We start from the raw sequence: 13,798 nt of genomic DNA, 5'->3' as shown, positions 1-13,798 counted from the left end.
CCAAGGGGAAGAGAGATATGATGCGATTTAAACCCAGTTTGCTAACTTTAGCGCTCATCGCCGCAGGTGCCAGTATGCACTCCTATGCGGCAGATGAAGTGACCACAGATAAGGAAGCAAAAGCAAAAGAAGCTGCTATTGAGGTTATTGAAGTTAAAGGCTTTAGAACCAGTGTCATCAAATCACTAAATGATAAACGCTTTGGAGATACCGTCTCTGAATCGATTTCAGCAGATGATCTTGGCGCCCTTCCCGATCAGTCAATCGCTGATGCACTGACTCGCTTACCAGGCGTGACCGCAGTGCGCACTGGTGGACAAGCAAGCGGCCTCAATATTCGAGGTCTTGATGGTGATTTCGTCTTTGCAACACTTAATGGACACGAACAAGTGACAACGGGCGGTAAACGCGCGATTGAGTTTGACCAATATCCATCCGAATTAATTAGTCAAGCCGCCGTCTATAAAACACCAAAAGCCTCGCTGATTGAAGGTGGCGTCGCCGGTACGGTAGAATTAAAAACCGCAGATCCCTTAAAAAGCGACAAAGACCAATCATTTAATATCAATGCTCGCGGCAGTTTTAATGACAGAGCGGATGAGATTTCCGATGCCGATCAATATGGCAACCGTCTTAGCTTTGCCTATCAAGGCAAATTCCTTGAAGATACACTCGGTGTGGCGCTAGGCTATGCCCATTTGTACCAACCTTATGTTGCCAGTCAATTCATTGGTTTACGTTTCAACGACGATAAAAAAGATGTCAATGGCGACGGTGCTGCCGAATCAATCAGTGAAGGTTTTGAGTTACAGCAAAAAGGCGGTGATGATACACGTGATGGTTATATGGCGGCTATCCATTGGCAACCAACAGACAATCTCAGTGTAAAAAGTGATTTATTCCATTCAAAATTCACTTCCGAAAACTTTGCCCGAGGCTTTCGCGTTAAGTCATTAAAAAACGGTACTATTAGTGATGCGGTTGTCGAAAATGGTTCTATGACAGGCGGAACGGTATCAACTGATGGTACTGATAACTTTGCCGTTTTTGTTATCAATGATAACGACTCAAAATATTCAGAACTGACATCAGGCTCAGTCAATATTGAGTGGAACAATGGCGGCGCATTAACTGTCGCAGGTGATGTGAGCTATTCAAAAGCCGATGGTGAGTTCGTCAACGGCGGCACTCGTGCCGTTTTATATGATGATATAGGTAATGAAGTACGCTCAGCCGAATCAATTAATTATCAACTACATGGTTTAAGCCCAGCCGATGTCAGTTTTTCAAACGACTATACCAATACCGCGACCTTGGGTTTAAAAGAAGTGGGTATGTGGCCATACGATCAACAAAATGATCTTGTCGCCTACAAGTTAGACTTTAACTATGCATTAGATTCTGGTTTCTTAACTTCAGTTGATTTTGGTCTGCGCTACTCAGAACGTGAGTTTAATGCGCAACGTTCACAAGCCGGTTATGGTTTTGAATTTGGTAAAAACCCAACTAACCAGCCGGTGCTTCAAATGAACACTGACATGACAAATGTCGTCAACTTTGGCGGTGAATTATCAGGCTACCCTAACTTCCTTTCCGTTGATTTTAACAAAGCCATTGAGCTGGTTAACGCGCAGTTAGCGGCAACAGGACAATCCCCTTTCACCCCGACTGCCAATTGGTCTAATAACTGGACCATGATCCAAAGCGGTTCGGTCAATGAAGATGTATTAGCTGGCTATGTCCAAGGTAATCTCGAGTTTGACTTAGGCGATATGAAAGTCACGGGTAACGTGGGCGTGCGTGTTGTTCAAACAGATCAAAGCAGTAAAGGTCTACAACAAGTTGGCTATGGTCTAGGTGAAGCGATTACTGATGAACTTGGCGTGATCAGTACCGATTATATCCGTAACGAGATAGGTAAAACCTATACCGATTATTTACCGTCACTCAACTTAACTTTCCACCTCACTGAAAATGATCAACTGCGCTTTGCTGCAGCATCTGTGATGTCACGTCCTCCAATCGACAAGCTAAAGTCAGGCATGGGATCTTGGTATGACGATTCTGCTACACCAGGATACAAAAAGTACAATGCTTGGGGTAACACCAGTCCTCTACTCGATCCGTTCTATGCAGATCAATACGACTTATCTTACGAGCACTATTTTGAAGATTCTGAAGGTGCGGTTGTCGTAGCCTTGTTCTACAAAGATATTAAATCCTTTATCAACAACTTTACAATCCAACCATTTGATTTTGAAGGTAATGGATTTATCGTCCCCGATACTATTATCGATAATGGTGTTGAATTCCCAGTAGTGAAAGATGAAGGTCAATATCAAACTGCGATCAACAACGACAATGGCGGCTACATTCGTGGTGTTGAGTTAGGTTATACCCAAGTCTTTGATTTCCTACCATCGCCACTCAGCGGTCTTGGCTTCACTGGCAGCTACTCGTATTCAGACAGTGAAGTGGAATTTACCACAGATTTAAGTGGTTCAAACTTAACCATTCCATTACCAGGGTTATCAGAAAGCGTACTCAACACCACCTTGTTCTATACTCTGGATGGTTTCGATACTCGCGTCAGCATGAGATATCGTAGTAGCTATGTTTCAGAACAAGTGGCAGTTGAATCACAACTTGCTTTCTTCGATGCCGAAACAATTGTGGATTATCAAGCTTCATACGCACTGGAAAATGGACTTAAGTTCTTATTCCAAATTAATAACTTAACCGATGAGCCGAACAAAACCTATTTTGGTGAAGAACATCAAACAGGAACAATCCAATACTTCGGTAGACAGTACTTCCTAGGGTTAAGTTACTCTTTATAAACTACCCCAAATAAAGCCTGCTTCAATTAAGAAGCAGGCTTTTGCTTATGCAGATTTCAGCATTTCTAACATTCATCATGCCAGCACGTTTTACTTCTTTCTCTTTAAAAGGCTTACATTATGATCCGTCAAAACCTAATGATTGCGCTTTATTTATGCTTGGTTTGCTCTTCATTTAATACGGCCTATGCAAACACCTTTGAGCCAGATATATCGACGGACGTTAAGCTTGAACCCGCTTTTTGGTGGGCGGGAATGCACAATCCTGAGTTACAGCTGATGCTGTATAGCCGCAAACTTCCAAGCTTACCGCAACAGATTAAAGTTGATATACAAGGAAAAGGCATCACACTCAAAAGCCTTGAGCATACTGATAACCCTCACTATTTGTTTATCAATTTAGATCTGAGTCAAGCTGCGCCGCAAACCTTTGAACTAATAATTTCCAACACTGACTCGGCTTCAAAAGCCGACACGCCTCTTTATCGCCTGCCCTATACGTTGCAAGGGCGTGCTAAGGGCAGCCGTGAGCGCCAAGGATTTAGCAATAAGGATGTGATTTACCTTATCACGCCGGACCGATTCGCCAATGGCGACACGAGTAATGACAATCAAGCCGATATGTTAGAGCAAGTCGCAGCTAACTCTCCCAGTAATCTCAACTATCCCGATGCTCGCCATGGCGGCGATATAGCAGGGATCAGCCAGCACTTAGCATATCTGGCAAAACTTGGCGTGACTCAGTTATGGATCAATCCGCTGCTTGAGAATAATCAAGCCCAGTATTCATACCACGGTTACTCAATTACCAATTTATACCGCGTCGATCCCCGCTTTGGCAGCAACGAAGATTATAAAGCCTTAGTCGCTAAGGCTAACAAGCTTGGCCTAGGGGTGATTAAAGATGTTGTGGTGAATCATATCGGCTCTAACCATTGGTGGCTCAACGATTTACCTAGCCAAGACTGGCTGAACGATGCCACAAAAACGCAGCTACATAATCGCAAATCCAAGCCTGACTTGATGCAGTCTGCCGATACTAAATCCAGTGCTATTAAATCCAGCGTTACCAGCCCCCGTTTCACCAGCCATAGGCGCACGACAGTGCAAGATCCCTACGCGGCAGCGCAAGATCATATTGATTTTGTCGACGGCTGGTTTACCGACACTATGCCGGATCTGAATCAAAGCAATCCAAAACTGGCAACCTATCTTATCCAAAACAGTATTTGGTGGGTCGAGTACGCAGGACTTTCGGGGATACGTGAAGATACTTACTCCTACGCCGACAAAGGGTTTCTCGCTAAATGGTCTAAGGCCGTAATGGCTGAGTACCCAAATTTTAATATTGTTGGCGAAGAATGGACCGCAAACCCCATCACAGTGTCCTATTGGCAAAAGGGCAAAATCAATGCCGATGGCTATACCTCAGGTTTACCCAGTTTGATGGACTTCCCGCTATATGAAAAATTAATTGTCAGCCTCAATGAGCCAGAAAACTGGGACACAGGTTTTATCAAGCTTTACGAGATGTTAGCCAACGATGTTGTGTATGCCGATCCCAGTAAACTAGTGCTATTTGAAGGCAATCACGACACCAATCGTATCTTCAGTTTAGTGAAAGAAAATATAGACTTATACAAGATGGCCCTCACCTATGTGCTGACCGCCAAACGCATTCCGCAACTGTTCTACGGTACAGAAGTGTTAATGACCAGCCCGACAGAAGGCCGTCACGATGGCGTTGTGCGCAGTGATTTTCCCGGTGGTTTTGCCAACAGTGCCACGAATGCCTTTACCAGCCAAGGACTGAGTGAACCTCAACGACAAGCACAGCAATTTATCCGTACCCTACTGAATTACCGTAAACAATCCCCTGCGCTGCAATCAGGTGATTTACTGCACTTTGTGCCGCAGGATGGCATCTATGTACAATTTCGTTGCTTATTGAATGACCCATTATCAGCTGAACAGAAAGCCGAAGCACTTAAGTCACTAACTCAACACAATTCTCAAACCCAACACAATGCCTGCACTCAGGCCTCGGCCGATAAAGTCATGGTGATTTACAATAAAAATGACAAAGCAGTCACGCTAGATGTAAACCGCTTTGCCAGTGTACTTGGCGATAGCGGCGACGCTACTGACATCATCAGTGGCAAAACCGTTTCACTCAATCAAGCGATAACATTGCCCCATGCAGGTGTCACTATCCTTGAGCTTAAAGCCAGACCGCAGCTAAATACTGGCTTACCTAGCCGTCAAACCTCTAATCATATGAGTTACTCAGCTAGCGATTTAACTCAGGCTCAAACAACTCACCCAATCAAAAACTCAACCCTAAAAGGAATTCAGTCTTGAGCTTTTTATCGCCTATCTATTCCCGAGTGACTCAGAGCCAACAAGCGGCTAAATTTCCCATAGTGGCTTTACTTATAACCCAAGCAGCGAAAGCCCCGCAGCGCCGACAGTCATCACTCAACTTATGTTTAAACGCTCTATTCAGCGCCTCTTTATTAACTGCCTCGCTTTTTAGCTTATCGGCTGATGTGAATGCATCGGCGCTGACGCTTGATAATGAGTTACTACCAAAGTCTGAGAGTGAGGTTATGACGCTTAAACCTGTGGTGTATCAAATCTTTACTCGCCTTTATGGCAATAAAAATCCAACCAACAAACCTTGGGGCACGATTGCCGACAATGGCGTCGGTAAGTTTAATGATATCGACAATGTTGCACTCAATAGTATCAAGGACCTAGGCGTTACCCATGTGTGGTACACGGGCGTTCCCCACCATGCATTGATTGGTGATTACAGCGCGATTGGCGTGAGTACTGATGATCCCGATGTGGTCAAAGGACGCGCGGGCTCACCCTACGCAGTCAAAGATTACTACAACGTCAACCCAGATCTGGCGGTCAATCCCGCCAACCGTTTAGCCGAGTTCAAAGCGCTCATTGCCCGTACCCATCACCACGGCTTAAAGGTGATTATCGATATCGTGCCAAACCATGTGGCGCGCCATTATCAATCCGTGAGTAAACCCCAAGGCGTGCGCGATTTTGGCGAAGATGATGATACCAGTCTGGAGTATGCCAAAAATAACAACTTCTATTACGTCGTTGATAAAGTTGATGTTAATAAGGGCTCGGAGGGGGCAAAGGGAAAAGCGCATGCCTTTGAAGTGCCAAGCTTACCCGCAGGACTTAAACCGCTGGGCGGAGAAGCTCACCCCTTAAGTGACGGCAAATTCAACGAATTTCCCGCAAAATGGACCGGCAATGGCTCACGCTTAGCCAAACCCGATGCCAATGATTGGTACGAAACCGTCAAAATCAATTACGGCGTACGCCCCGATGGCACGTATGACTTCCCCCGCCTGCCAGCCAATTTCGCCACTTTAACGCAGGCGCAGCATTACGCTTTTTGGCAACAACACTTAGCCGAGCTCCCAAGCTCTTGGATTAAATTCAATCAGATTGCGCAGTACTGGCTAGCGAAAGGGGTCGATGGCTTTCGCTATGATATGGCAGAAATGGTACCAGTGGAGTTTTGGAGCTATCTCAACAGCCAGATAAAACACACAAATCCCGATGCCTTTATCTTGGCCGAGGTCTATAACCCTAACTTGTACCGAGATTATATCCAGCTTGGCAAGATGGATTATCTGTACGATAAGGTTGACCTTTACGACACGCTCAAAGCCGTGATGGCGGGTAAAACCAGCACAGCTAATATCGCGGCAGATCAGGAAAAAGTGCAGGATATTGAATCTCACATGCTGCACTTTTTAGAAAACCACGACGAGCAACGTATTGGTAATGCAGCATTTTTAGCATCGCTACACACAAATAAGCCCACGGCAACCCAAGCCGAGAATCCACACTATGCCCTACCCGCTATGGTAGTGTCGGCAACGATAGGCACTTCACCGACGTTAGTGTATTTTGGCCAAGAAGTGGGAGAAGCCGCCACCGACAACCCAGGATTTGGTCATGCATCACGCACCAGTATTTTTGACTATGTTGGCGTCCCAGCCCATCAGCGCTGGATGAACAATGGCAAGTTTGATGGTGGACAATCAACCGTAAAGGAAGTCACTTTGCGGGCTTATTATCAAAAATTACTGAACCTAAGCACAGGTAAAAATGTACCTGCGCTCTTAGGAAAATATTACTCGCTTGATGCCGCCAACCGCAGCACACAAACCGCCACAATGGATACTCATAGCAATGCAACGGGTTATGATGACAGCACTTTTGCCTTTGTGCGCTTTGAGGAAAATACAGCCAATAAAACGGGCCAAAAACTGATTATTGTGAATAACTTTAATCAAACCCAAGCAAAGCCATTATCCCTTAAGCTGCCAAAGCCACTTATCGACCAATGGCAGTTAACGGATGGGACCTATCCACTTAAGGATTTGCTGGAAGACAATAAAGCGCAGTTGGTTGTCAAACAAGGGGAAGGACAAGTTCAGATGCAACTTGCACCGCTGTCTTCAGCCATATTCGAGCTAGAAGATTAAACGAGCAAAAAGCCTAGGTGAGCTAAAAAGTGAAATCGACCGATAGCGTCATGCTAAACTGTGACGCTATCTTTTTTTAACAGTTATACTCTCAAACCTTTCTATCTTATTTGATCACCCTTTAAAAATCACAAAGGAAAGCGATGTTACTCGGCATTCACCATGCAGCGATTATTTGCAGCGACTATCAAAAGGCCAAATACTTTTATGTAACCATTCTTGGCCTTACCGTGCTTGCAGAGCATTTCCGTGAGGCACGTAAGTCCTATAAACTTGATTTGCAACTGGCCGATAAGAGTCAAATTGAGTTGTTTTCATTCGATAATCCGCCCAAACGACCAAGCTATCCCGAAGCCTGTGGACTTAGGCATCTCGCCTTTCGCGTAGCATCGATTGAAACCGCCATCGAACATCTTCATACCCATAACATTACCGTTGAACCCGTCCGCATTGACGAATACACAGGCAGAAAATTCACCTTCTTTAGCGATCCCGACGGCTTACCCTTAGAGTTATATGAGCTATAGCACGAGTGAAATAAGGCAACATCGCAGCAATAAGATGAATAAAGCTTAATTACGCTACGGGATAGTCAGCATTAGACTCAATAAAACGACGCAGCCGTTTAACCAATAGTTTAAGTAATCGATTGACCAGTTTGACGCTGTGATAAGGTCAAAGCCTACCTAGGCTAACCATTTAGGAACTCAAGATGTTTGATAATCCAGCATTATTACTATGGAGTTTAGTCTTTAGCCTCTTTGGTCTTGGCTTTTTCATCTATGGCAAACGCCAAGCGTCCTCCATCCCTCTTGTCGTTGGGATAACCCTGATGATCTACCCTTATTTTGTCAGCAACCTAATCTTACTCGTCTGCATCGGCATAGCACTCATCGCGCTACCGTATTTTGTGAAGTTATAACGGGAGTCAGTGCCATCACTCATAATAAAAAATCATTGTTCGTAATCAAAAGCGATCTCTGTCATAGCTAGATTGAAAAGCTCATATCTATCATAGCAAAGAGGACTTATGTCTTACTCAACAAAATGACCTTATTCCACTATCTATCACTGGTCATGACTTTACTGGCCAAGCCAATAAGCAACACACCTGATATCCCCTCTAAGGCTCTCGAATAACGCAGGGAATTGGGGCGACTAAATACCCAGCTTCCTGCCGACGCATAAAGGACGTTACACAAGGTCGCTAACAAACTGAAAATAAGACCAAGGGTTAACAGCTGAATTGACGTTGAACCCGCTAACGGGTCAATAAACTGCGGCAAAAAAGAGAGGAAAAATAAAGCGACTTTAGGGTTAAGTACACTAACGACAATGCCTTGGAAAACTACGTTGCCGTTTGGTTTGCTATTGTCATCGACCACAATTTTATTGTTGCCACGCCACATTGATATTAACGCTTGAATGCCTAAATACACTAGATACGCGGCGCCCAACCACTTCACAATACTAAAAGCCAACGCTGAGCTGAGAATGATGGCAGATAATCCCAAGCTAGCAGCAAGCGTGTGAACAAAATAACCTACACCTAGACCCGTCGCAGCTTTAAGACCACTGATCATTTTCCCTTTCATTGTGTTAGATACAATGTAGATAACATCGGGTCCAGGGATAAGATTGATAGCAAGGCAAGCAACTGCAAACAGTAATAGTGAATTTAAATCCATTTAATTTTTCTCCTTGTTAAACGCGTAATGTATCACGGCCGCGTAAGTGGTGTCCGACGCAACACCACAGCCTCTGCAAACCACTTTAAAAATAAAATCAAAACGTTAACTACAAGTAAGTTGATAACCAGAACCTGTGCTCAACTTTATATACTTTTTGCCCACGTCTTGATTCAAAGCAAACTTCAATTTGCTCATCCTTAACGATCTTAATTGGCGCTTAATTTTCTTATTCACGGCAAATCGTTAAACGGCGCAGCGCAAAAATCCCCAGTAGTGAAAGTATCAATAGCGATAAACTGCCACCGCCGCTGTAACCTTGTTTATGTTCTATGGTGGCAACCTGCTCTTCTTTAACCCGTGTTTTAAAGCCGGCGAGCTCATCGTCTAAATTGACGATCATATCGTTCACCGCAAGATCAAAACCCTCATAGGATTTCTCCCTTAGGGTTGTCGTCACGCCAACAGCGGTTGAACTTTCAGTTAACTGATTTATGCCCGGCGCCCTAAATAACATCTTCTGGCTGCGCATATCGAACACTGCGGTATCAACAAAGGTTTGGATTGCATTCTCATTGCCAGGGATTAAATACATGCCCACGATAGTCCAATAAAGGATGGCGGATTTGTTCTCGTGGCTTTGCATCAATTGATCGTAAGATACCAGCGCCATCACATCGACGTCATGCAGGCGGGCAACTTGCTGCAAGGTATTAAAACCTTTGCCATTTTTAAGATAGGTGCTCGGAATGATTTCAATACGATCGATATAATCGTATTTAATAAAGGATTGTTTCACCTTGTTGAGCAAAGCGACTTGGGCGCGACTGTCTATGGCATCGGCTTGCCAATGGGATGAAGGTAAAAAAGCAATGCCGACGGTAATTGGCAAACGCAGTACAGGTAAGGATGGCTGCTGGGCTTGGCGGCTCGTCTCATCTGGGTATAAGTATTCGACTAAACTACTCGATACCGCCTTTTTATCTGTGGTATTACCGTTAAAAAATGCGCTGCAGCCACTGAGTGAAAGCATTGCGAGTGAGATTATGCCGCTGGTTATGATCTTAAGTTTCATCTGTTTCCCTACCGTATCCATACACTGCCGCTAATGATGCTACTGAATTTATTGCTAGCGGATATTGCTGGCTACCTTATCCACTCATTACAGTTAAAACAAGTTGTTATGTTCACATATCAAGTCGAAGACATTCAAACTCAGGTTTTACATACCAATTTTAGATACAAAAAAGCCGCATCGTAAAATGCGGCTAGTCAGGAGGTGCAACACGCAAATCAGCGCGCTCATACACTTTTTTGTGCACGCTTTTATGCAATAGGCTTAAGCGTATTTACGCACTTTTTTAAGGGCGATTTGTTGTTTTAGCATGGATAAATGTTCGATAAATACTTTGCCATGCAAATGGTCGATTTCGTGCTGCAACACTATGGCTAAAAACTCATCGGTCTCGATTTCGATAGCCTTGCCAGTTCTGTCTAAGGCTGTCACTTTAACCTTTTCAAAACGTGACACTTTAGCGCGATAACCTGGGATAGACAGACAACCTTCTTCACCGACGAATTCACCTGACTTTTCAACAATCTCAGGGTTAATCAGCACTAAAGGCTGGTCGCGACCGTCAGATAAATCGATCACGATAATGGCATCTATACTGCCGACTTGCGTTGCCGCTAAACCTATACCATCGTCCGTGTGATACATGGTTTCGATTAAATCATCGATAAATCCCTGAACAGCTTCAATATCTTTTACAGGTTGCGCTTTACGTTTAAGGCGCTCATCGGGAATAGTTAGAATATCGAGTACAGCCATGCCAGTTATCTTCTCTCATCGAGTCAAAAAAATTGGCGCTATTATGGACTATTTGACCATTTACACAATATTTAAGCTAAAAACAGTTTAAATATTTTGTTAGTAATCGAGCTAGCCGATAAAAATATCGAGAAGTGCTTAATCCTTTAAACGTCAAATACCCTCTCATCTTCCGCTAAGCCATGCTTTACCGTTACACTAGCGTGAACTCATCAAGCAAAAGTTTTTGAGCGTGATTCTTTGTGAGTGAATACCATTAAGCTGAAGGTTAACAATTCAATGGCATCGTTTCCTAAAGAAAAATCACCACTGTATCAATATCTTGAACAAGATAAACAGAGTGTAGCGAGAAAACAGCCCCAAGCAGTGGACTTGTCTCCTATGGCGAAAATCTGGCATATCGTCGCCATGATCCCGCAGGGTAAAATCAGCAGCTATGGCAAAATTGCCGATTATGCAGGATTACCGGGACGAGCGCGTTATGTGTCAAAAGCGCTGAAAGCAGCTCCCGAATATTTGTCACTCCCTTGGCATAGGGTACTCAATAGTCAAGGCAAAATATCCTTCGAGAAAAATTCAACCTTCTTTCAAGAACAGATGGAATTATTAAGAATTGAAGGGATAACAGTGAACTGCGGCAAAATTAGTTTGTCTGAATACGAGTGGCGCCCGGATCTGGTGACTTTAGTCATGGCAATGCCATTTTAGTTTAATATATTGATCTATAAACTATTTACATCTCTATTTACAGAAACGTCGTCCTCGGCTATAACCTGCTTACAGTCGATCCGATAATTGATTTATGCTCAACTGATTGACCCAGAAACTGTGTAAGTAAGCATGCTACTCGACACTTTTTTATCAACCACTACCGACCATTCTGTTGTGATACAAGGTGAAAACCTGCGACCCAAGGAGCATTCTTTGCGTACCATTCCCACATTATTAGTGAGTTTTACCGTCCTCACTCAAAGTATGTTTGCCATGGCAGCGCCAACGCCGCTAACACCGCAGACGGCCGAATACCAAGTCAACTATGGAGACATTGAATTAGGGAAAGCCAAATACACGCTACCCAATGCCGAAGATGGCGTGTTTAAGTATCGTTTTGATAGCGATCTCAGCCTGTTATTGTTAACCGATGTGCGCCACATCTTGAGTGAATTTACTCAAAATGATACGCAGCTCAGTCCTTTGCGTTACTTACAACAACGCCAAGGTGTCGGGCCTAATTACACGGAGCAAACCGCATTCGCCAAAGCTCAAGGCTTTATTCATACACGTTACAAAGATGAAAAAGGCAAGTTTCCCTATGATGATAAAATCTTTGATCCTCTTATGGTGCAGTTGCAATTTAGGCTAGATATGATGGCAGGCAAAGAAGTGCTCGACTATAAGATGGTCAAGGACAACGAAGTCGATGAATACAAGTTTCATGTGATCGGTAAAGAACGAATGAACATCGACAGCGGCAGTTACGACACAGTCAAAATTGAAGTCGTGCGTGACAATAAAAAACGTCAAACCTTCTTCTGGATGGCGCCTGACTTAGCGTATTTGCCCGTGAGGTTAACTCACTTTGAAAAAGGCAGTAAGCAACTCGATATTAAGTTACTTAAATATCACTTCGATGAAGTGCCGAACCAAGAAACCATACCTGCAGACATTGCAGAGAAACCGCTAGTGCCTAAACTACTCGGCACGACTGAAGGTTAATCGGTAAGGCGTTGAGTTAAGATGTATAAACTTAACCCAATGATACAAAGCCTTAGCTTAACAATACTGAACTAAAGCCAAACTCATATCGAATAAAACCCAACCGTATACCTAACTGAACTATATCTAACTGAACTTAGGGCCTACCTCTAAGTTCGGTTTCGGTTAATGTTCATCGCTAATGGTTCATCACTGATTGCTAGAAGGTATGTTAGATACTGACTCGAACTTTTTAATAAAGTGACCTGAACAAAACAAAATCAACCGTAAATCCGCTCGCCCTCATTATTTAGCTCAACGGCATAACATCAGAGATCGATTAACAGCTCACCCAATCTAAACAGCTTCCAGTTACCCGGCTGCATAACGCGCCACTGTTCATTTTCGGTCAACGGGCGAGTCGCAATCACAGTCACCACATCATGGGCGGTAGTTTCCTTATTAAAATCAATCACCACATCGGTATCGATAAGTTTCGCTTTACCAAACGGCGCGCGGCGAGTGATGTAACATAAGTTATTACTGCAATAGCTCATTAAATGCTCGCCATCGCTCAATATCATGTTGAACACACCTAAGGCACGGATTTGCTCGGCCAACGTTGCGACGTAATGGAAAACTGCCAACATATCTTCAGGTTTAGTACCGCCAAACTTCTGGGCGACTTGTTCCAAAATCCAACAGAAAGCAAGTTCGCTATCGGTATCGCCTACGGGTTGATAGCGCGAGACATGAAACTTGGGCAGATAGTCCGTCAATTGACCATTATGGGCATAGGTCCAATAACGTCCCCATAATTCGCGGGTAAAAGGATGAGTATTCTCTAAAGACACACAACCGCGATTCGCCTGACGAATGTGGCTTATCACCACTTCACTTTTAATCGGGTAGGATTTGATCAATTTTGCAATATGCGATTCGCTACTCGGGCAAGCATCTTTAAAAGTACGGCTGCCTTTCCCCTCGTAAAAAGTAATACCCCAGCCGTCCACGTGGGGACCGGTTACACCACCACGTTGTGCTAATCCCGTAAAACTAAACACAATATCGGTCGGCACATTGGCGCTCATCGCCAGTAACTCGCACATATTTCTCGCCTATCATCAATCAAAAAAACTACTTATTGGCATTGTAACTAGTTGATGACATTTGTGGAATGATCAAAGCTGACAAATAATTTAAACAATTGTTTGA

At 43.9% G+C, this 13,798-nt stretch carries 11 protein-coding genes; 7 read left to right on the top strand and 4 right to left on the bottom strand.

The window, feature by feature from the left end:
- The first annotated feature begins 17 nt into the window (after positions 1-17).
- The 5 genes from L5M18_RS01515 (at position 18) to L5M18_RS01495 (ending at position 8,291) form a co-directional block, all read left to right on the top strand.
- Positions 18-2,840 carry a TonB-dependent receptor gene (locus L5M18_RS01515; protein ID WP_028760039.1) on the top strand — a complete coding sequence of 941 codons (2,823 nt, stop codon included), beginning with the start codon at positions 18-20 and terminating at the stop codon, positions 2,838-2,840.
- Between the two features lie 120 nt (positions 2,841-2,960).
- On the top strand, positions 2,961-5,201 hold the full coding sequence (locus tag L5M18_RS01510; protein ID WP_263195790.1) for a glycoside hydrolase family 13 protein: 2,241 nt from the start codon (positions 2,961-2,963) through the stop codon (positions 5,199-5,201).
- Positions 5,198-7,369 (top strand): alpha-amylase family protein, encoded by a 2,172-nt coding sequence (locus tag L5M18_RS01505; protein WP_263195789.1) that lies wholly within the window; start codon positions 5,198-5,200, stop codon positions 7,367-7,369. Before L5M18_RS01510 ends, L5M18_RS01505 begins: the two co-directional genes overlap by 4 nt.
- 143 nt (positions 7,370-7,512) lie before the next feature.
- Positions 7,513-7,896: a VOC family protein gene (locus L5M18_RS01500; RefSeq protein WP_263195788.1), complete on the top strand. Its 384-nt coding sequence runs from the start codon at positions 7,513-7,515 to the stop codon at positions 7,894-7,896.
- Positions 7,897-8,081: 185 nt separating this feature from the next.
- Complete coding sequence (locus L5M18_RS01495; protein WP_263195787.1) at positions 8,082-8,291, top strand: hypothetical protein; 210 nt, start codon at positions 8,082-8,084, stop codon at positions 8,289-8,291.
- 139 nt (positions 8,292-8,430) lie between these two features.
- Here L5M18_RS01495 and L5M18_RS01490 read toward each other — a convergent pair whose 3' ends face one another.
- The 3 genes from L5M18_RS01490 to def all read right to left on the bottom strand — a co-directional run bounded on the left by L5M18_RS01490 (position 8,431) and on the right by def (position 10,888).
- On the bottom strand, positions 8,431-9,057 hold the full coding sequence (locus L5M18_RS01490) for a LysE family translocator (protein WP_263195786.1): 627 nt from the start codon (positions 9,055-9,057) through the stop codon (positions 8,431-8,433).
- A gap of 229 nt (positions 9,058-9,286) precedes the next feature.
- On the bottom strand, positions 9,287-10,132 hold the full coding sequence (gene rhlP, locus L5M18_RS01485; RefSeq protein ID WP_263195785.1) for a rhombotarget lipoprotein: 846 nt from the start codon (positions 10,130-10,132) through the stop codon (positions 9,287-9,289).
- Between the two features lie 264 nt (positions 10,133-10,396).
- Positions 10,397-10,888 (bottom strand): peptide deformylase, encoded by a 492-nt coding sequence (gene def / locus L5M18_RS01480; RefSeq protein ID WP_263195784.1) that lies wholly within the window; start codon positions 10,886-10,888, stop codon positions 10,397-10,399.
- 279 nt (positions 10,889-11,167) lie between these two features.
- On the opposite strand from def, the gene L5M18_RS01475 reads away from it, so the two are divergent.
- The gene (locus tag L5M18_RS01475; RefSeq protein ID WP_263195783.1) at positions 11,168-11,596 is read left to right on the top strand and encodes an MGMT family protein; all 429 of its coding nucleotides are present in this window, start codon (positions 11,168-11,170) and stop codon (positions 11,594-11,596) included.
- Positions 11,597-11,812: 216 nt separating this feature from the next.
- On the top strand, positions 11,813-12,604 hold the full coding sequence (locus tag L5M18_RS01470) for a DUF3108 domain-containing protein (RefSeq protein WP_198573280.1): 792 nt from the start codon (positions 11,813-11,815) through the stop codon (positions 12,602-12,604).
- Positions 12,605-12,912: 308 nt separating this feature from the next.
- On the opposite strand, the gene L5M18_RS01465 is transcribed toward L5M18_RS01470, so the two are convergent.
- On the bottom strand, positions 12,913-13,692 hold the full coding sequence (locus tag L5M18_RS01465) for a class II glutamine amidotransferase (RefSeq protein WP_263195782.1): 780 nt from the start codon (positions 13,690-13,692) through the stop codon (positions 12,913-12,915).
- Positions 13,693-13,798: the final 106 nt, after the last annotated feature.

The organism is Shewanella sp. SM20, from assembly GCF_025654545.1.
GTDB lineage: Bacteria > Pseudomonadota > Gammaproteobacteria > Enterobacterales > Shewanellaceae > Shewanella > Shewanella oncorhynchi.
This window is presented reverse-complemented; position numbering and strand designations above follow the sequence as displayed.